General features: G+C 42.0%; 18 protein-coding genes. 13 read left to right on the top strand and 5 right to left on the bottom strand.

All coding sequences use genetic code 11. From position 1 onward, the window contains the following. Nucleotides 1–98 precede the first annotated feature (98 nt). On the bottom strand, nucleotides 99–284 hold the full coding sequence (locus H7U04_RS05230; RefSeq protein WP_002890454.1) for a hypothetical protein: 186 nt from the start codon (nucleotides 282–284) through the stop codon (nucleotides 99–101). Between the two features lie 171 nt (nucleotides 285–455). Further along, on the bottom strand, nucleotides 456–2,636 hold the full coding sequence (locus H7U04_RS05235; RefSeq protein ID WP_064523272.1) for an LTA synthase family protein: 2,181 nt from the start codon (nucleotides 2,634–2,636) through the stop codon (nucleotides 456–458). A 161-nt stretch (nucleotides 2,637–2,797) separates the two neighbouring features. Between H7U04_RS05235 and H7U04_RS05240 the strand changes: the two genes are divergently transcribed. The 12 genes from H7U04_RS05240 to H7U04_RS05295 all read left to right on the top strand — a co-directional run bounded on the left by H7U04_RS05240 (nucleotide 2,798) and on the right by H7U04_RS05295 (nucleotide 14,348). Continuing rightward, nucleotides 2,798–3,961, top strand: coding sequence for a class I SAM-dependent rRNA methyltransferase (locus tag H7U04_RS05240; protein ID WP_110980865.1), 1,164 nt, complete (start codon nucleotides 2,798–2,800; stop codon nucleotides 3,959–3,961). Then, entirely contained in the window at nucleotides 3,958–4,635 is a 678-nt protein-coding gene (gene aroD / locus H7U04_RS05245) for a type I 3-dehydroquinate dehydratase (protein ID WP_201059381.1), read from the top strand. Before H7U04_RS05240 ends, aroD begins: the two co-directional genes overlap by 4 nt. Beyond that, on the top strand, nucleotides 4,625–5,482 hold the full coding sequence (locus H7U04_RS05250) for a shikimate dehydrogenase (RefSeq protein ID WP_201059383.1): 858 nt from the start codon (nucleotides 4,625–4,627) through the stop codon (nucleotides 5,480–5,482). The genes aroD and H7U04_RS05250 overlap by 11 nt, the downstream gene beginning before the upstream one ends. 12 nt (nucleotides 5,483–5,494) lie before the next feature. Continuing rightward, on the top strand, nucleotides 5,495–6,562 hold the full coding sequence (aroB, locus tag H7U04_RS05255) for a 3-dehydroquinate synthase (RefSeq protein WP_073689757.1): 1,068 nt from the start codon (nucleotides 5,495–5,497) through the stop codon (nucleotides 6,560–6,562). Beyond that, a complete protein-coding gene (aroC, locus tag H7U04_RS05260; protein WP_175062806.1) occupies nucleotides 6,563–7,729 on the top strand; it encodes a chorismate synthase in 1,167 nt (388 codons plus the stop codon). It begins immediately after the preceding gene. 29 nt (nucleotides 7,730–7,758) lie between these two features. Beyond that, nucleotides 7,759–8,865 carry a prephenate dehydrogenase gene (locus tag H7U04_RS05265; protein ID WP_003094644.1) on the top strand — a complete coding sequence of 369 codons (1,107 nt, stop codon included), beginning with the start codon at nucleotides 7,759–7,761 and terminating at the stop codon, nucleotides 8,863–8,865. 9 nt (nucleotides 8,866–8,874) lie between these two features. Next, on the top strand, nucleotides 8,875–9,213 hold the full coding sequence (locus tag H7U04_RS05270; protein WP_002890462.1) for a YlbF/YmcA family competence regulator: 339 nt from the start codon (nucleotides 8,875–8,877) through the stop codon (nucleotides 9,211–9,213). An 88-nt stretch (nucleotides 9,214–9,301) separates the two neighbouring features. Then, nucleotides 9,302–10,252: an L-lactate dehydrogenase gene (locus H7U04_RS05275; RefSeq protein ID WP_110980862.1), complete on the top strand. Its 951-nt coding sequence runs from the start codon at nucleotides 9,302–9,304 to the stop codon at nucleotides 10,250–10,252. Nucleotides 10,253–10,332: 80 nt separating this feature from the next. Beyond that, nucleotides 10,333–11,616, top strand: coding sequence for a 3-phosphoshikimate 1-carboxyvinyltransferase (gene aroA, locus H7U04_RS05280; protein ID WP_110980861.1), 1,284 nt, complete (start codon nucleotides 10,333–10,335; stop codon nucleotides 11,614–11,616). Further along, entirely contained in the window at nucleotides 11,609–12,100 is a 492-nt protein-coding gene (locus H7U04_RS05285; RefSeq protein WP_201059385.1) for a shikimate kinase, read from the top strand. Before aroA ends, H7U04_RS05285 begins: the two co-directional genes overlap by 8 nt. After that, a complete protein-coding gene (pheA, locus tag H7U04_RS05290; RefSeq protein WP_002890467.1) occupies nucleotides 12,091–12,915 on the top strand; it encodes a prephenate dehydratase in 825 nt (274 codons plus the stop codon). The genes H7U04_RS05285 and pheA overlap by 10 nt, the downstream gene beginning before the upstream one ends. Before the next feature lie 11 nt (nucleotides 12,916–12,926). Continuing rightward, on the top strand, nucleotides 12,927–14,348 hold the full coding sequence (locus H7U04_RS05295; protein WP_156685474.1) for an LCP family protein: 1,422 nt from the start codon (nucleotides 12,927–12,929) through the stop codon (nucleotides 14,346–14,348). A 14-nt stretch (nucleotides 14,349–14,362) separates the two neighbouring features. Here the strand turns inward: H7U04_RS05295 and H7U04_RS05300 are convergent, their stop codons facing one another. From H7U04_RS05300 to H7U04_RS05310, 3 genes are read right to left on the bottom strand one after another with little or no spacing between them, the layout of a single operon-like run. Beyond that, nucleotides 14,363–15,301, bottom strand: a complete 939-nt coding sequence (locus tag H7U04_RS05300; RefSeq protein ID WP_110980858.1) for an ethanolamine utilization protein EutJ — start codon at nucleotides 15,299–15,301, stop codon at nucleotides 14,363–14,365. 16 nt (nucleotides 15,302–15,317) lie between these two features. Beyond that, nucleotides 15,318–16,382 carry an acyl-CoA dehydrogenase family protein gene (locus tag H7U04_RS05305; protein ID WP_037603965.1) on the bottom strand — a complete coding sequence of 355 codons (1,065 nt, stop codon included), beginning with the start codon at nucleotides 16,380–16,382 and terminating at the stop codon, nucleotides 15,318–15,320. Nucleotides 16,383–16,421: 39 nt separating this feature from the next. After that, nucleotides 16,422–16,970: a carboxymuconolactone decarboxylase family protein gene (locus H7U04_RS05310; RefSeq protein ID WP_002885920.1), complete on the bottom strand. Its 549-nt coding sequence runs from the start codon at nucleotides 16,968–16,970 to the stop codon at nucleotides 16,422–16,424. A gap of 213 nt (nucleotides 16,971–17,183) precedes the next feature. Here H7U04_RS05310 and rlmD point away from each other — a divergent pair, with 213 nt between their 5' ends. After that, a complete protein-coding gene (rlmD, locus tag H7U04_RS05315) occupies nucleotides 17,184–18,539 on the top strand; it encodes a 23S rRNA (uracil(1939)-C(5))-methyltransferase RlmD (RefSeq protein ID WP_201059387.1) in 1,356 nt (451 codons plus the stop codon). Nucleotides 18,540–18,811 lie beyond the last annotated feature (272 nt).

The raw sequence follows: 18,811 nt of genomic DNA on the forward strand, positions 1-18,811 counted from the left end.
GTTTCTAAAGAATCTTAGATTGTGTTATGCATTGTCTCTAAATAGAAACTCTAAACATAAAAAGCCCCCTCAATCCTATTGATTTAGGGGACTTCGTCTTAGAATAGACCTTTAATCTTGTCTAAAGCTCCACTAACCATTTCGTTACCTGAAACAAGTGACTTAGCTTGGTCAAAGTATTCGCCCAAATCATCTTTATTGTCATCGACAAACTTTTTAGCAGCTTCGAAATCTTTCTTTTCGATCATTTCTTTTACTTGGTTAAATAGGTCCATTGGATTCATATCTGTTCTCCTTTATAAGTTTTTTTACAAAAACTATTTAATCACGCTTATAGCAAACTAGCAAGAAATATGTTTGAGGCGAGTGCTATGAGGATTATGATTTTCCAGTTAAGTACGATTGATAATTGTTTAATCTAAAAAAGGCAGTCCAAACAGGACTGCTTTTAAGGCTTATTGTTGTTCCGTTGAAGAACTACTTGACTCTGATTCACTTGAACTTGAGCTCGATTCAGATTCTGCAGGATGTAGTTCCTTGTAAGATGGGGTCTTGAATAGATCAGCTGTTGATTTATTGCCTTTTTGTTTGTAGAGGCTGGTTGATTTATCTTTCAGCTTTTTATTGATTTCTTTTAGTTGATCCATCTGTTTAGTGTAGGAAATCTTGCTAGAATCAACATGCTTCAAACCGTTTGGCGTATAGAAACGAAGAAGGTCACCTGTTTGAACAGCGTCACTCATCGAAAGCTGAGTTGCTACTGCCTTACGAATGGCTTCGTTATCTTTTTTAGTTGTCTCATCAGGGTTGGTAATTTCTTCCCCTGTTTGAGTGTTATAAAGTCGACCAGAGTAGCTGGTGTATTGAGGAGTAACATATTGACCTGAGGTTCTAAATGCGACGGTTTGCTTATTATCGGGAGATAGGAGGTCTTGTCCCATCTGGATATAAGAGCTAGTGTCAACTCCAAGAACGTGAAGGAGAGTTGGAAGGGCATCAACCTCACCACCAAAGGTGTTAGAGATACCACCACCAGTATAGCCTGGAATATGAATCATGTAAGGAACACGTTGAAGCATGGCTTTATCATAGTTTGACCAAGTTTCAGGGTTCTTACCGAGAAGTTCAGCAAGATTGCTGCTTCGTGTATCAGAGATACCATAGTGGTCACCGTACATGACAATAATCGAGTTATCGTAAAGACCGGTTTCCTTGAGGTAATCAAAGAAGTCTTTGATTGCTGAGTCAAGATAGTTAGCTGTTGCAAAATATCCGTTGACTGTCTCGTCTTTTGTTTCGGCAAGTGGGAAACCTTGTTCCTTTTCATCGCCTGAGAGAGAAGTATATGGGTAGTGGTTAGATACTGTAAGGTATTTAACGTAGAAAGGTTGTTGCATTTGTTCCAGATATTTGATGGAATCTGGGAACATGTACTTGTCATTTAGACCATACTGGAAGGAGTTTTCATCAGTTTTTTCAGTGAAGGCTGATGAGTCAAAGAAGTAATTATACCCCCATTGTTTATAGGTATTATTACGATTCCAGAAGGATCCAGTGTTTCCATGGAAAACAGCTGATGTATAATCGCCTGTTTGAGCTAGGATAGATGGTGCAGCATAGGCTGTATTGGTACCGCCATAGTTTACCATGTATGAGCCTGTGCTTAGTCCAAAGAGAGACGTTTCCATCAAGGTTTCAGCATCAGAAGTTTTACCTGATTTAACTTGGTGGAAGAAGTTTGAAAAGGCTAGAGTTTCATTTGAGTGATAAATGGAATTGATGAATGGTGTAACCTCATAGTCTTGACCGTCTACTTTGAGCTTGTAGTCAATGAGGAACTGTTGGAAGCTTTCCAGGTGAATAACGATGACGTTTCTTCCTTTAGCAATTCCGTAATACTTAGGATCAGGTGCTGCGTAATGCTCTTTAACGTAAGCTTCAACCTTTTTCATATCCTCAGCTGTTGCAGATGAACGAGCCTGTGAGGCCTGATAAGTTAAGTTACCAGAATAGGCTGTGAAGAAGGGGAGCCCCATAGCACGAACAATATAGTTATTTGAGAAACCACGTGTCAACAACTCGCCACGGTTAACTTCCGCTAAAAAGAGGTTAACTGAGAGAAGGAGTGTCGACAGTGCAGTAACGGCAAAACTAGCTCGTTTGTTAAATGGCTTGCTGTCCATTTTAAGCTTTTTCCTGAAACCAGCATAGATGAAGAAAGGAACATCAATCAGGTAGAAAAGATAGCTTGGCTCAAGAAGGTTCTTGGCTGAGTCTCCTAGTCCTGCTGCCGAACTAGAACTTGCTAGGATGGTATTTACAGTGATGAAGTCTGTAAACTCTCCAAAGTATATCACATTAGCAATAAGTAAGAGGTTAAGGATGACATAGATAGCAATGGTAATGCTGTAAAAGAAACGTCGTTTCTTGAAGTATAGTCCTAAACCCAGAAGCATTAATCCTAGTGGAATAGGGTTGATCAGCGAAAGCATAACCTGATATCTGCTTTCCAACTCAAGATTAATGTTGACGTAATAAGCGAATATGGTTTTTAGCCAGTAAAAGAAGAGTAACAAGAGGATAAATCCAAGTCTTGATGAAACTCCTTTCCAAAAGGCTTCAGTAATTTTTTTCAAAGTAATACTTCCTTTGATTCTATATTATCTTAATCATTATACCAAATAAGATAATGACTCTCAAAAATTTACTGCCATTGAGTGTGATATTCCTTGACATATAATTGATAAAATCTAGTCACGAAACAGAAATAATAGCATTTTTTTGGTATAATAGTAACATGAGTATATTGACGGTAAGTCCCTTTGCGGAGAAAAAAATCAAACAAGGAAAACAGCTTCTTTTAGCCGAAGATTTTCCAAATATAACTGAAAATAATCAGTTGGTTTATCTGTATAGCCGATCCAAAGACTTTTTAGGAACGGGCTATTTGTCAAGTCAAAATAAGGGGATAGGATGGTTTCTGTCCCCTAAAAAACAACAATTGACAGTGACTTATTTTCAAGGACTTTTTGAAAGGGCTAAGGCCAAACGTCAATCCTATTATGATAATGAGTTGACGACAGCTTTTCGTCTTTTCAACCAAGATGGTGATGATTTTGGTGGTCTCACAATTGATTTATATGGGGATTATGCCCTCTTTTCATGGTACAATGCCTTTGTTTATTCCTTGAAAAATGATATTGTAGAGGCTTTCCAAATGGTCTTTCCTGAGGTCTTGGGAGGCTATGAGAAAATCCGCTTCAAGGGTCTTGATTTCGAATCAGACCATCTTTTTGGGCAAGAGGCGACTGATACCTTCACCATTTTAGAAAATGGGGTAACTTATGAAGTTTTCCTCAATGATGGGCTAATGACGGGGATTTTCCTTGATCAGCATGAAGTGCGTGATGGTTTAGTTAATGGCTTAGCTTTGGGGAAATCAGTTTTGAATATGTTCTCCTATACGGCAGCTTTTTCAGTGGCTGCAGCTATGGGAGGAGCGGTTGAAACGACATCGGTTGATTTGGCTAAGCGTTCACGTGAATTATCGACGGCTCATTTTGAAGCTAATGGCTTCAGTATGGAAAATCATCGCTTGGTCGTGATGGATGTCTTCGATTATTTCAAATATGCCAAGAAAAAAGGCTTATCTTATGACCTTATCGTCATCGATCCGCCAAGCTTTGCTCGAAATAAGAAACGTACTTTCTCAGCAAATAAGGATTACCACAAGTTAATTGCACAAAGTCTTGATATTTTATCAGAGCATGGGACAATCATCGCAAGTACCAATGCTGCTAATATGACAGTGCAACAGTTTAAGAAACAACTACGTAAGGGCTTGGGAGATGTTTCAGCGGACTTCGTTAACCTGCAACAATTACCAGCGGATTTTACCGTCAATCCTAATGATCCAACATCAAATTATTTGAAAGTATACACAATAAAGGTAAATAAATGAAAATTGTAGTTCCGATTATGCCAACTAGTTTAGAGGAGGCACAAGCGCTTGAACTGTCTCGTTTTGAGGGGGCAGACATTATTGAATGGCGTGCAGATTTTTTAGATAAGGATAGTATCTTAACGGTTGCTCCGGCTATTTTCGAGAAATTCGCAGGCTTTGAGATTGTCTTTACCATCCGTACAACGCGTGAGGGTGGTAGGCTTGAGTTAACGGATGCAGAATATGTCGCACTGATTAAGGATGTAGCTGCGATTTATTCGCCAGATTATATTGATTTTGAGTATTTCACACGTAAGGCTGTCTTTGATCAAATGCTCGAATTTTCAAACTTGGTTTTGTCTTATCATAACTTTGAGGAGACACCTGAAAACCTTATGGAACTTTTGTCTGAGATGGCAAACTTGACACCACGAGTGGTTAAGGTGGCAGTTATGCCTAAGCATGAGCAGGATGTTCTCGACCTTATGAACTTCACACGTGGCTTTAAGGCCTTTAATCCTGAGCAGGAGTTTGTGACCATGTCAATGGGTAAACTAGGTCGTTTGTCACGTTTTGCGGGCGACTTGATAGGGTCATCATGGACCTTTGCCAGTCTTGATAATGCAAGTGCTCCAGGACAAATTAGTTTAGCAGACATGCGTAGAATCAGGGAGTTTTTGGATGCAGATTGATGGACACACACGCCTAGCAGCTGTTGTTGCCAATCCTATCAAGCATTCGATTTCGCCATTCATTCATAATTCGGCCTTTGAGAAGACACAAGTTAATGGTATTTATGTGGCCTGGGAGATTCCGGAATCAGACCTAGCCGAGACAGTTGAAAATATTAGACGTTACGACATGTTCGGTATCAATTTGTCCATGCCATATAAGGAAGCAGTTATTCCTTTTTTGGATGAGATTAGTCCTGCAGCTCAACTGATTGGTGCTGTCAATACAGTTGTTAATTGTGATGGGCGTTTGATTGGTCATAATACGGACGGTTTTGGCTTTTTTGCTAGTCTAAAGAACTTTAGCCCTAAAGATGCCCATCTGATGATTTTGGGTGCTGGTGGTGCGGCTAAAGCTATTGTGACGCAGGCAGTTCTTGATGGTGCCAAAAAAGTTAGTGTCTATGTTCGCCCTCAGTCATTGGATAAGGCAAAAGAGAGCTTTAAAGCCTTACTTGAACAGGCAACTTGCCACTTGGAGTTTCATGCTTTAAATGATCTTAAGTATTTTCAAGAGGAACTAGGCCAGGCTAGTTTATTGGTGAATGCGACGAGTGTAGGTATGGATGGTGCATCCTTGCCTATTCCTACAGATACAAAATTTCCTAAGGGACTCTTGGTTGCTGATATCATTTATCAGCCTTTTGAAACACCTTTCTTGGCCTTGGCTAGAAAACAGGGAATAGAGGCTGTGAACGGACTTGGCATGTTGCTTCATCAAGCAGCAGGTGCCTTTAAATTGTGGACAGGCAAGGACATGCCAACAGACGCCATTTGGCAGGAATTAGAAAATATATACAATAGCTAGGAGGGGACGACTATGAAACTAGAGGTAAATTTAACACATAACCCTTATGACATTATTATTGAAAAAGGAGCCCTTAAGACTGTCGGTCAATGGGTGAAGTCACTTTGGGAACCACAAAAGATTGCCCTTATTACGGACAATCATGTGGGAGCTCTATATGCAGAAAAAGTTAAGCTTAGCCTGGAGCACGAAGGTTTTGAGGTTGTCGTTTTTGATTTCCTAGAAGGTGAAGCGAGTAAAAATCTTAAGACTGTTAACAAGGCTTATGAGTTTTTGATTAAGAATGGCATGACTCGTAGTGATGGCATTGTTGCTCTTGGTGGTGGCGTTGTTGGAGACTTAGCAGGCTTTGTTGCTTCAACTTATATGCGTGGCATTCACTTCGTTCAGGTTCCAACCAGTCTAACTGCCCAAGTGGATTCATCTATTGGTGGTAAGACGGGTGTGAACACACCATTTGCTAAAAATATCGTGGGAACTTTTGCTCAGCCTGATGGGGTTTTGATTGACCCTAATGTCCTTGAAACACTTGGTAAACGTGAATTGATCGAAGGTATGGGTGAGGTTGTCAAATACGGTTTGATTGATGATCCTGAGCTTTGGCAGCTTCTTGAAAGCATTGATGGTTCGGTTCACAGTATCCTAGAAAACTCAGAAACCATTATTTACCGTTCATGTAACGTTAAGCGTAAAATTGTGGTTGAAGATGAGTTTGAAGGTGGTGTCCGTATGTACCTAAACTTTGGTCATACGATTGGGCATGCCGTTGAACAAACAGCTGGTTACGGTAAAGTCATGCACGGTGAAGCGGTAGCTATCGGAATGGTTCAGATTTCACGAGTTGCTGAGGAAAAAGGTCTGATGCCTAAGGGGATCACACGTCAAATCGCTGAGATGTGTGTCAAATTTGGCTTGCCAGTAGACTATGAGCCATGGCGTGTTGAAGAGCTCTATACAGCCCTCACACATGACAAAAAAGCTCGTGGCAATAGCATTAAGACAGTTATCGTTCCAGAGATTGGTAAGGCAGCTATCAATCAGATTCCTTTAGTCGAAATGAAAGAGTACTTGGAGAAATAAATGAGATATTTAACAGCAGGTGAGTCTCACGGCCCACGTTTAACAGCAATTATCGAAGGTGTTCCAGCTGGTCTTCCCTTGACGGCTGAAGATATCAATGATGATTTGAAACGTCGCCAAGGTGGTTATGGTCGTGGTGGCCGTATGAAAATTGAGTCTGATAAGGTTGAAATCACTTCTGGTGTGCGTCATGGGAAAACAACAGGGGCTCCAATCACCCTTCATGTTATCAATAAGGACCATCAAAAATGGTTGGACATCATGGCTGTGGAAGACATTGAAGACCGTTTGAAAACCAAACGTAAAATCACTCACCCACGTCCAGGACATGCTGACTTGGTTGGTGGAATGAAATACCGTTTCGATGATTTGCGTAATTCCTTGGAGCGTTCTAGTGCGCGTGAAACAACTATGCGTGTGGCAGTAGGTGCTGTCGCTAAACGTATCTTGGCTGAGCTCGATATTGAAATTGCTAACCATGTTGTTGTCTTTGGTGGTAAGGAAATTGATGTGCCTGAGAATTTGACGGTAGCTCAAATCAAGGAATTGGCTCAACAATCAGAGATTTCAGTTGTTAACCAAGAACGTGAACAAGAGATTAAAGACTACATTGATCAAATCAAAAAAGAGGGAGACACAATCGGTGGTGTCGTTGAAACTGTCGTTGGTGGCGTTCCTGTTGGTCTTGGTTCTTATGTGCAATGGGATACAAAACTTGATGCTAAGATTGCTCAAGCAGTTGTATCCATCAATGCCTTCAAGGGTGTGGAATTTGGTCTTGGTTTCAAAGATGGCTACCTCAAGGGCTCCCAAGTGATGGACGAGATTCTCTGGAATGAAGAGGATGGTTATACACGTCGCACTAACAATCTTGGTGGTTTCGAAGGTGGTATGACCAATGGACAACCGATTGTGGTGCGTGGGGTTATGAAACCCATACCAACCCTTTACAAGCCTTTGATGTCAGTAGATATCGAAACACACGAACCTTACAAGGCAACAGTTGAGCGTTCAGATCCAACGGCCTTGCCGGCAGCAGGTGTTGTTATGGAATCCGTAGTTGCTACAGTCCTAGCTAATGAAATCTTGGACAAATTCTCTTCCGATAACATGGAAGAATTGAAAGAAGCGGTAGCACGTCATCGTGACTATGTGAAAAACTTTTAAGCAGCATCAGACAATAGATGGGAGTAGTAATGAGTAAGAAAACAATTTATATCGCAGGATTGGGCTTAATTGGTGGTTCCTTGGCTTTAGGGATTAAAAGAGACCACCCTGATTATGAGATTCTTGGATATAATCGCTCTGACTATTCTCGAAATATTGCGCTTGAGCGTGGTATCGTTGACCGTGCAACCAGTGATTTCAAAGAGTTTGCCCCACTTGCTGATGTGATTATCCTTGCAGTGCCAATTAAGCAAACTGTGGCCTACTTGCACGAATTGGCTGACTTGGATCTCAAAGATAATGTCATCATCACAGATGCAGGGTCTACTAAGTTGGATATCGTTGAGGCAGCTGAACGTTACCTAACAGGTAAAAATGTTCAGTTTGTAGGTTCCCACCCTATGGCTGGTTCCCATAAATCAGGGGCTATTGCAGCCGACGTGACGCTTTTTGAAAATGCCTATTATATTTTCACACCGACAAGTCTGACAAGAGAGACAACTATCCCAGAGCTTAAGGACATCTTGTCTGGGCTTAAGTCACGTTTTGTGGAGATTGATGCGGCTGAACACGACCGTGTAACCAGTCAAATCAGTCATTTTCCCCACCTTTTAGCTTCTGGTCTTATGGAACAGGCGGCTGATTATGCTCAGGCCCATGAGATGACCAATCACTTTGCGGCTGGGGGGTTCCGAGATATGACCCGTATTGCTGAGAGTGAACCGGGTATGTGGGCTTCCATTCTCATGACTAATGGGCCTGCTGTCTTGGATCGTATTGAAGATTTCAAAAAACGTTTGGACCATGTGGCTGACTTGATTAAGGCTGAGGATGAGAATGCCATTTGGGAGTTCTTTGACAATGGTCGTAAGAAGCGTAAAGAGATGGAAATCCACAAAAAGGGTGGCGTGGAAAGTGCCTTCGATATTTTCGTGGATGTGCCCGACCGTGAGGACGTTATCCTTAGCATTATGGAATTGTTGCGAGGAACGTCTTTGGTTAACCTTCGTATCAATGAAGAAAATCGCGAGGATATTCATGGTATCCTTCAAATTACTTTTAAAAATGAAAAAGATCGTACACATGCTAAGACTGTTATTGAAGCCAATACAGACTATCATGTGGTGATCGCCTAGGAGAATAAAATGACAAATATTTATGATTTAGCAAATGAGTTGGAACGTGGCATTCGTGCCCTTCCTGAGTACAAAACTTTGGTAGAGAAAAAAGAAGCTATCGCAGCTGATGCTGAGGCTAGTGCTCTTTTCAAAGAGTTCACTGATTTCCAAGAGGATTTCTATGCTAAAATGCAAGCTGGTACAATGCCAACAGCAGAAGAACAAGCAGCTGTTCAAGAATTGGGGCAAAAAGTGGAAGCTAATGCCCTTTTGAAAGAATACTTGGCTGCACAACAAGGCTTGTCTGTTTATTTGAATGATATTGAACGTATCATCTTCAAACCTTTGCAAGAATTGAATAGCTAATCAGAGAGGGTGTGTCAGTTGACAGGCCCTTTTCTGCATTCAAAAGAGATTGTCTAAGAATGAAGATCAAATATTAAGGAGGAAAATGATGGCTCGTAAAATTGGAATTATTGGTATGGGAAATGTTGGAGCTGCGGTAGCTCATGGAGCTATTGCTCAAGGTTTAGCTGATAGTTATGTCTTTATAGATATCAATGAGAAAAAGGCTGAGGCGGATGCCCAGGATTTTAAAGATGCTATGGCCAATCTGCCTAGCTATGCCAACATCGTGGTTAATGATTATGCAGCACTTGAAGATGCTGATGTGATTATTTCATCCCTTGGAAATATTCAGTTACAGCATAATGCCGGTGAGGACCGTTTTGCTGAATTTCCATTTACCCGAGAAGCTGTTTATCAGGTTTCTCAGGAACTCAAAAAATTGGATTTTAAAGGCATACTCTTGGTTATCTCAAACCCTGTAGATGCCGTATCAGCCCTCTATCAAGAGTTCACAGGTTGGCCAAGAGAACGTGTGATTGGGACAGGGACTCTACTCGATACAGCTAGAATGAAGGCAGCGGTAGGAGATGATTTATCAGTCAATCCAAAATCAGTATCCGGCTACAATCTTGGCGAACATGGGAATTCCCAATTTACAGCCTGGAGTCAAGTCAAGGTCAAAGGTCAAGATATTACAGCATTGACCAGTGAAGAAGAGCGTCAAAATCTTTTTATGGCTTCTATGAAGGGTGGCCACAAGGTCTTTTATGGTAAGGGCTATACTTCATACGGCATTGCCAGTGCTGCTCTTCGTTTAGTGGACATTATCCTTTCTGATGCTCAAGAAGAAGTGGCGGTATCTAGCTATCAAGCAGCCTATCAGACCTACCTTGGCTATCCAGTTATTTTAGGACGTCAAGGGGTGGTTGCTCCTGTTCACTTGTCTTTGTCGGCTGAGGAAGATCGTCTTTTGGAGGAGTCTGCTAACTTAATTCGGAACCGTGTTCAAGAGGCAGTTGCCTTTCTAAGAGAAAAGTATACTAATACTAGAGAGTGAATATTTTGACAATTCAGTCTATGGTTAGGCTTTTAATTATGGTATAATGAGAGCAACTATAAAATTTTCAGGAGTAACCTATGAAACTAGAAACCAAGGCACAAGGTCTTCATGGCAGCTTGCGTATCCCTGGTGACAAGTCAATCAGTCACCGTTCGATTATGTTCGGAAGTCTTGCTAAAGGTGTGACAACTGTTCGTGATATTTTACGAGGTGAGGATGTCCTCTCAACCATGCAGGTCTTTCGTGATCTGGGTGTGACTATCGAGGATGACGGTGATGTGGTTCGCATTCACGGTGTTGGTTTTGATGGTCTCAAGGCTCCTCAAAACAAATTGGACATGGGTAACTCTGGAACATCCATTCGCTTGATTTCAGGTGTGCTCGCTGGTCAAGATTTTGATGTAGAGATGTTTGGGGATGATTCCCTTTCAAAACGCCCTATGGACCGTGTGACCATTCCCTTGCGTCAGATGGGTGTAGAGGTATCAGGTCAGACGGACCGCGATTTGCCACCTTTGAAAATGCATGGTAGCAAGTCTCTTAAACCTATTCATTACCTATTGCCTGTGGCCTCTGCTCAGGTTAAATCTGCCCTTATTTTTGCAGCTCTTCAAGCTGATGGCGAATCTGTTATCATCGAGAAGGAAAAAACACGTAACCATACGGAAGATATGATTCAGCAGTTTGGTGGTCAGCTTCAGGTAGATGGCAAGGAAATTCGTATTTCTGGTGGCCAAACTTTCACTGCTCAAGAAGTTGTGGTTCCAGGTGACATTTCTTCAGCTGCCTTTTGGTTGGTAGCAGGGCTTGTGGTACCTAACTCTAAGATTGTCTTGGAAAATGTTGGTATCAACGAGACGCGTACGGGTATCATTGATGTGATCAAAGACATGGGTGGTAAGATTACCCTTTCAGATATTGACCAGGTTGCTAAATCTGCGACCATTACGGTTGAAACTTCAGAACTTAAAGGAACTGAAATTGGTGGAGATATCATTCCACGTTTGATTGATGAACTTCCAATTATTACACTCTTGGCGACACAAGCCCAAGGTAAGACTGTGATTCGTGATGCTGAAGAACTTAAGGTCAAAGAGACTGACCGTATTCAGGTGGTAGCGGATGCCTTGAATGCTATGGGTGCTGATATTGTACCAACTGAGGATGGTATGATTATCACTGGTAAGACGGCTCTTCATGGGGCAGAGGTTAATACCTTGGGTGACCACCGTATTGGTATGATGACAGCTATTGCTGCCCTTTTGGTTCAAGATGGTGAGGTTGACTTGCAACGTGCGGAAGCTATCAATACAAGTTACCCAAGTTTCTTTAGTGACTTGGAAGGATTGCTCCATGGCTAAGGTTTTATTGGGCTTTATGGGAGTTGGTAAGAGTTCCGTCGCCCCATACCTGGATGGTCGTTTCGTGGATATGGATCAGGTCATCGAGGAGAAAATCGGCATGTCCATTGCTGATTTTTTTGCAAAAGAAGGTGAAGCAGCCTTTCGTCAGATTGAGTCTGAGACTTTGGAGGAACTCCTTCAAGAGGGAGATGACGTCATCATCTCTACTGGAGGTGGTGTCGTTGTGACGGAGCGCAATCGTCAGCTCTTGACGAAAAATCGTAAGCATAACGTTTGGCTCCATGCTTCTTTCGATGTGGTCTATAATCGCATTGAAAAGGATACCAAGAATCAGCGCCCACTCTTTCTCAATCATTCCAAAGAGGTTTTTAAGGCTATTTATGACGGTCGAATGGCACTCTATCAAGATTTAGCAGATTTGGTTGTCACAGTTGATAACCGAACGCCAGAAGAAGTAGCAAGGTTTATCAAATGTATGTAGGTTATTTGGGCCCTAGTGGGTCGTTTACGCATAATGCAGCCTTAAAGGCTTTTCCTGAGGCAGAATTGGTTTCTCTAGGTACCATTACCGAGGTTATCAAGTCTTATGAAGAGGGACGTGTGGATTATGCGGTCATTCCGGTGGAAAATTCCATTGAGGGCTCTGTTCATGAGAGTTTAGACTATCTCTTCCATCAGGCCGATATTCGTGCTGTGGCAGAGATTGTTCAGCCCATCAAGCAGCAGTTGATGGCGACGAAACATCATGAGAAAATTGAGAAAATCTTCTCACACCCACAGGCTATTGCCCAAGGGAAAAAGTATATTAAACAGCATTTTCCACATGCCAAGATTGAGACAACAGCCAGTACAGCCTTTGCGGCGCGTTTTGTCGCTGATAATCCAGATCAGCCATATGCGGCCATCGCTCCGCATGCAGCTGCTAAGGAATACGGTCTTCAAATCTTGGCTAAGGATATTCAGGAGATTGAAAAGAATTATACCCGCTTTTGGGTGTTGGGGAACACCGTTCCTGAGATTCCGCTCAATCAGATTGATTGCAAATTAACGCTGGCCTTGACCCTGCCTGACAATATGCCAGGGGCACTTTACAAGGCCTTATCGACCTTTGCCTGGCGAGGCATTGACTTGACCAAGATAGAAAGTCGTCCTTTGAAGACGGTACTTGGCGAGTATTTCTTTATTATTGACTGTGATTATACAAAGGAAAAGTTGGCTCAGTTCGCTCTTGAAGAGCTGACTGCAGTTGGAATTGGATATAAAATCTTGGGTGCTTACCAAGTCTATGAAATTTAAAGGGAAATCTTATGACCAAATCTAACAATGGGCCGTTTACGCATCATGAACGGTTACGTTACAGCTATCTTTTAAAAAATCTTGCTCACCTGAATGGACAGCAGGCTTCAGAATTCAATTATCTCCAAGGAAAGTTAGATGCCTATGAAGCTGAGCGGAGGTATCAAGCGCAAAGAGAGGACTATCAAACAGCATGGCACCAGCCTTATGACAATCGTTCTGACTATTATCAAGAGCGTGATTATGAGGCTGCCAATCAGCTAACTGAGGAAGGGCTACCCGTCTATCGAGAGGAAGTTGCTCAAAGTAAACCTAAACGTAAAAAGGTTCAAAGACAAGCAGCACCTTCATCAACGTCGGCTCCAAAGTCCAAGTCGCAAGTAGCCCAGAAGAAGCGGCCAAAGAAAAAGAGAAGGCTCAAGAAGGTTGTCAAGCTAGTACTTAGTTGCTTGAGTCTAGGAGTTGTGTTCCTAGTGATAGCCATGGCTTATCAATTTTACAAGGGAACAGACCTTTCTGCTGCAGGTAATAATGGTAAATCCTACCAGCCTGCCATAGTTGAGACCTTTAATGGTAAGGATAGCAAGGATGGGGTTAATATCCTTATTCTTGGTTCTGACCAACGTGTTAGCCAAGAATCTACCGATGCCAGAACAGACTCCATTATGGTAGTCAATGTGGGCAATAAAGAAGGTAAGGTTAAGATGGTTAGCTTTATGCGAGACACCTTGGTCAATATCAAGGGGGCTTCAGAAACCGACTATTCTCAGGACTTGAAACTCAATACGGCTTTCAATATTGGTGAGCAAAATAATCATCAAGGGGCAGAGCTCATGCGTGAGACGCTCAAACGCAACTTTGATATTGATATCAAGTACTATGCCATGGTTGACTTTGAAACCTTTGCGACAGGGGTTGATACCCTGTTTCCAAATGGTGTAGAAATCAATGCGAAGTTTGCGACCATCGATGGTAAAAAAGTATCTTCGGTTCAAGTTCCAGATGATTTGAAGATGGACAAGAACGGTCACGTGCCAAATCAAACCATTAAAGTTGGTAAGCAAGATATGGATGGCCGCACCCTTCTGAATTATGCCCGTTTCCGTAAGGATGACGAGGGAGATTATGGCCGTACCAAGCGCCAGCAACAAGTGATGCAGGCTGTCATGAAGCAGCTTAAGAATCCACTTAGCCTCTTCAAAGGGCCTGAGGCTTTGGGGAAGGTCTACTCTCTAACCTCAACCAATATGAGTATGACAGACATGTTGGACTTGGGACTTTCAAATGCCGGTAGTTTCAAAAAAGGTATTAATTCGCAAACCATTCCTTCAGATGGTGATTGGATTGACAGCTATGATTTGTATGGCGGTCAAGGAATCGAAATTGATTTTGACACTTACCAGGCAAAATTAAAAGAACTAGGATTTAGATAAGAAAAGAAGCAGGTTCACACTGAACCTGCTTCTTTTTTGGTATTAAGAGCTTGTATAAGCGCCTTGTATAAGAGTTTTAGAAAATGATAGAGCAAATAGGTCATGATAAGAAGAATAATGACGAACTCTACCTTATAAATCAATTGGGTAGCAAGATTGACTAAACCAAGACTGGTGGTAGCTGCCTTAAAAGCATTGACACTATTGACCAAGGGAAAGCTAAAAGCTGCAAAAAGTGGTATAAAGCCTTTTCTAACCAGTTTTACAAAGAGATTAAGAGCATAGAAAAAGAATACTTGTGAGAATAAAAGTAGGGCAAGTAAAATGATAGTTGCAGGTCTTTGATTACTCTTGATTGAGCTGGTAATGAGAAGGGCCAGAGGTGCTGCTAAAATAGCAAGTATAGGCTGATATAGGTGAGGTATGGCTATCTGTCTCATTCTCCATAAAACAAGTGGAAAGAGGGCTAGAGTCGCAAATCCCGTTACTCCCAGAATAAGTCCCTTGATGCTAGTTGGAACACTAGCCGGTACTGTCACAAGACTGATAGCAGGGCCAACATAGACCACGAACCAGCTTGGATAGACTTGATTCAAAGAAAATGGGCGTAAAAAACGCAGACTGAAAAAAATAATATAGGCAATATAAAGTCCAAGGAGTCCAAGCCAAGTCACACTCAATCCTGTTTGAGCTAGTGGGAGGCGGCTGGCAAATAGAAAGGCAGCCATAAAGAAACTAGCAAAGGCCGAAGCAATGACTGGATTTCGCAAATCTTCTCTTATTTGTTCAAATCCAAGAATCAAGCGTCCCAGTATAAGTATAAAACCTATACTGGCTAAACACCAAATACCCTGAGCAATCAGGGTATAGTGGCTTATTTGATTGGATAAACTAAAGAGGGCAAGAACTAGACTAGATAGGGCCAAGGGAATTTTCTTAAAAAATACCATCATTGGTCCACCGGCCTTTCTAGCTAGCTGCAAGAATGTGACGAAGCTGCACCGCACTCGGAGATACAATTGGAAGGAAGACGCCTTCATTCCAACGACGGATAAAGCTTGACTCTGATTCTTTCAAATAGCCACGACCACCACTAGCCTGAAGTTCGAGGAGCAGGCTGTTGGCTACGACGTCGACAATATCGATACGCAATTGGAAAAGTTCACGTGGTTTGTCAATGAAATAATCGGCATCATTAAGACCTGCAAAGAGTTGGTCTTGGATAGCGAGAAGATTTTCACGTGTAGCTTCAAATTCCTCACGAAGAACGCTACGGTTACTGTTTAGACTAGCTTCAACCTCATCAAGAGAACGTTTGGCCAAACCAAAGGCAAGACCAAATTGGAAACCAAGGAAGTTCGGACGTGTTTTAGCAATATAGTCTGTACCTTCTTTTGAAAGGATCCAATTAGGATCTAACTTAACGTGATCGAAAGTAAGAGAGGCAGTGTTAGCACCTTGAAGGGAAACAAATTCCAAATCTTCAGAACGGCTGAGACCCTCAGCTTCAGATGGAATGGTGATAATCCAAGGTTGGCTACCATCTTTAAAGTCAGCAGCAAAGAGAGCAGCGAATTTATCAGAACGTAGGTTAGTTACCCAAGGCAAACGACCATCAAGATAGTAGTCATCACCTTCTTGACTAATGGTAACATTCAATTCTTCAATATCTGACAAGAATTTGACCGCATTTGACAAGCCAGTTCCACCAGCACGCTCACCGGTATACAATTCTTTCAACCATGTTTCACGAGGATAAGCATTGTCGCTAGCTAGGATATACTCGATGAAAGTACGGTGTCCCCAAGAAATAAAGGAAGCTGTCAAAGAGTGTTGTGCCAATTCATCAAGCACATCAACAACTTGAGTAGGACCACCACCTAGGCCATCAAACTCAGCAGGTACGCCGATTTTAAAGACGTCGTTTGCAGCAATTTTTTCAAGAAGTTGGTCCGCAATGGGTCCAGACTCTTGGTCAATATGGTCAGCGTTGGTATCCAACCAAGTAAGGAATTCTTTTGAAAAATGTGACATAGGCTTAGGTCCTCCTCTAGTTTATCCTTTGGTTTTGAATTAAGCGAATTCTTGAAGTTCAGGGTTGATCGGTGTTTGTGCGAGATTGTTAGCGTAGTTACACAAGCTAGCAAGGCTGACACCCAAGATAACATCAAGGGCATTTTGAGCAGTGTAGCCAGCTTCCAAGAAGTCATTGTAGGCTTCGTCACCAACAGCACCCTTGGTATTGATCACGGCAATAGTGAATTTAGCAAGGGTATCAAGTTTTGGATCGTCTTCGATTGGTGTACGGTTACGAAGAGCTTCCAAGAGTTGAGGTGTCATTTGGATTTGTTTGATTGAAAAGGCTGTGTGACCTGCCACACAGAAAGCACATCCGTTAGTAACAGCAGCTGTAATTTGAACAACCTCACGTTCAGTTGGTGTCAATGAATTGCGACGGTTGATTTCACCGACAGTACGGTAAGTTTCAAGCGCAGTTGGCGCATTAGCAAGGAGACCAATCAAGTTTGGAATGTATCCCCCATTAGCATCTTTGACTGTTTGAAGGACGTCTTTGACTTCTTCTGGTGCAGTTTCGATTGTATGAATGGTAATATCTGGCATGATTATTCTCCTTTATATAGAAACGACATCTAGACAAGTTGCTGAGTCGTTTAATTTTTTGTCATGGACCTATGATAGCACTGTATGACTTTTCTGAAAAATCTATATTATTTATGGCCAGCCATAAATTTAATTTATATGTGCTATAATGGAGGGTAGTAAAAGGCTTTTGAAGGTATGTTTAAGCCCCATAAAAGTAAAGAAAGTTGAATTATGTTAAATAAAAACGATATTGTAGAAGTTGAAATTGTCGATTTGACACATGAAGGAGCAGGTGTTGCCAAGGTGGACGGCTTTGTCTTTTTCGTGGATAATGCCCTTCCAGGTGAAGTCATCAAGATGCGCGTGCTTAAGCTCAAGAAAAATATCGGCTTTGGTAAGGTTGAGGATTATGTGACCCTTTCACCAAATCGTAATCAGGATATTGATGCGACCTACCTCCGTTCAGGGATTGCTGATTTTGGCCATATGACCTACGAGGAGCAGCTCAAGTTCAAGCGTAAACAAGTTGTGGACAACCTCTATAAGACAGCAGGTATCTCAGACGTAGAGGTCGCTGAAACATTGGGGATGGAGACGCCTTACGCCTACCGTAATAAGGCGCAAGTGCCCGTTCGCCGTGTTAAAGGTCAGCTTGAAACAGGTTTCTACCGCAAGAATTCTCACGACTTGATTCCAATTGAAGATTTCCTCATCCAAGACAAGGAAATTGATAAACTCATTGTCTTTGTCCGTGATCTTCTTCGCCGCTATGACCTCAAACCTTATGATGAGAAGGAGCAGACAGGGTTAATTCGTCATTTGGTGGTTCGTCGTGGCCACTATTCAGGTCAGATGATGCTGGTCTTTGTAACGACTAGACCAAAAATTTTCCGTATTGACCAAGTCATTGCTAAGATTACGGAAGCCTTCCCAAATGTTGTTTCTATCATCCAAAACATCAACGATAAGAACACTAACGCCATCTTTGGCAAGGAGTTCCGCACCCTTTATGGTCAAGACACCATCACAGACAGTATGTTGGGTAATGACTATGAGATTTCTGCCCAGTCTTTCTATCAGGTTAACACCGAAATGGCTGAGAAACTCTATCAAACAGCCATTGACTTCTCAGACCTAAACAGCGACAGCATTGTTATTGATGCCTATTCAGGTATCGGGACAATCGGTTTGTCGTTCGCCAAACAGGTCAAGGAAGTCTATGGCGTTGAAGTCATCGAAACAGCCGTCGAAGATGCTAAGAAAAATGCAGAACGCAACGGCATTACTAATGCCCACTATGTGGCTGATTCAGCTGAAAATGCCATGACTAAGTGGAGTAAGAATGGCATCAAACCAGACGTCATCATTGTGGATCCACCACGTAAGGGCTTGACTGAAAGCTTCATCAAAGCCAGTGTTGCCATGCAACCTGAGAAGATTACTTACGTCTCATGTAACCCAGCAACCATGGCGCGTGATATCAAACTCTACCAAGAATTGGGATATGAATTGAAGAAAGTACAACCGGTTGATTTATTTCCGCAAACGCACCACGTGGAGTGTGTAGCTTTGCTCGTAAAAGCCTAGAACCTTTGAACGAAAGGGATAATGAAAAGCCTTGATTGCAAGGCTTTTTGCTTTATGGTGGGGAAGTATTAGAGTAAGTAATTTTTGGAGTGAGTGGAAGTGATAGTTAGGAATTCTCAAATTCTATTTCCATTTACCCTGTGGGTACGTGTTTGTTTCCATTGACAAGGAGTTTGTGGGAATAGAAATGTACCCACCTTGTTTGAATCAAGTGAAGTGTAGTTGAAGGAAATCTGTTGAAAGCAATACTTCATTTTACCGAATAAGTAATA

The sequence above is a fragment of the Streptococcus sp. 22.1 genome (assembly GCF_016648645.1).
Classification (GTDB): domain Bacteria; phylum Bacillota; class Bacilli; order Lactobacillales; family Streptococcaceae; genus Streptococcus.

Coding starts and splice junctions, on each gene's coding strand:
- H7U04_RS05275 (WP_110980862.1), top strand. CDS start 9,302: ATGGCTCGTAAAATTGGAATTATTGGTATGGGAAATGTTGGAGCTGCG.
- aroD (WP_201059381.1), top strand. CDS start 3,958: ATGAAAATTGTAGTTCCGATTATGCCAACTAGTTTAGAGGAGGCACAA.
- H7U04_RS05265 (WP_003094644.1), top strand. CDS start 7,759: ATGAGTAAGAAAACAATTTATATCGCAGGATTGGGCTTAATTGGTGGT.
- aroC (WP_175062806.1), top strand. CDS start 6,563: ATGAGATATTTAACAGCAGGTGAGTCTCACGGCCCACGTTTAACAGCA.
- H7U04_RS05305 (WP_037603965.1), bottom strand. CDS start 16,382: ATGTCACATTTTTCAAAAGAATTCCTTACTTGGTTGGATACCAACGCT.
- H7U04_RS05310 (WP_002885920.1), bottom strand. CDS start 16,970: ATGCCAGATATTACCATTCATACAATCGAAACTGCACCAGAAGAAGTC.
- H7U04_RS05240 (WP_110980865.1), top strand. CDS start 2,798: ATGAGTATATTGACGGTAAGTCCCTTTGCGGAGAAAAAAATCAAACAA.
- H7U04_RS05270 (WP_002890462.1), top strand. CDS start 8,875: ATGACAAATATTTATGATTTAGCAAATGAGTTGGAACGTGGCATTCGT.
- aroB (WP_073689757.1), top strand. CDS start 5,495: ATGAAACTAGAGGTAAATTTAACACATAACCCTTATGACATTATTATT.
- H7U04_RS05295 (WP_156685474.1), top strand. CDS start 12,927: ATGACCAAATCTAACAATGGGCCGTTTACGCATCATGAACGGTTACGT.
- H7U04_RS05300 (WP_110980858.1), bottom strand. CDS start 15,301: ATGATGGTATTTTTTAAGAAAATTCCCTTGGCCCTATCTAGTCTAGTT.
- H7U04_RS05250 (WP_201059383.1), top strand. CDS start 4,625: ATGCAGATTGATGGACACACACGCCTAGCAGCTGTTGTTGCCAATCCT.
- pheA (WP_002890467.1), top strand. CDS start 12,091: ATGTATGTAGGTTATTTGGGCCCTAGTGGGTCGTTTACGCATAATGCA.
- H7U04_RS05230 (WP_002890454.1), bottom strand. CDS start 284: ATGAATCCAATGGACCTATTTAACCAAGTAAAAGAAATGATCGAAAAG.
- aroA (WP_110980861.1), top strand. CDS start 10,333: ATGAAACTAGAAACCAAGGCACAAGGTCTTCATGGCAGCTTGCGTATC.
- rlmD (WP_201059387.1), top strand. CDS start 17,184: ATGTTAAATAAAAACGATATTGTAGAAGTTGAAATTGTCGATTTGACA.
- H7U04_RS05285 (WP_201059385.1), top strand. CDS start 11,609: ATGGCTAAGGTTTTATTGGGCTTTATGGGAGTTGGTAAGAGTTCCGTC.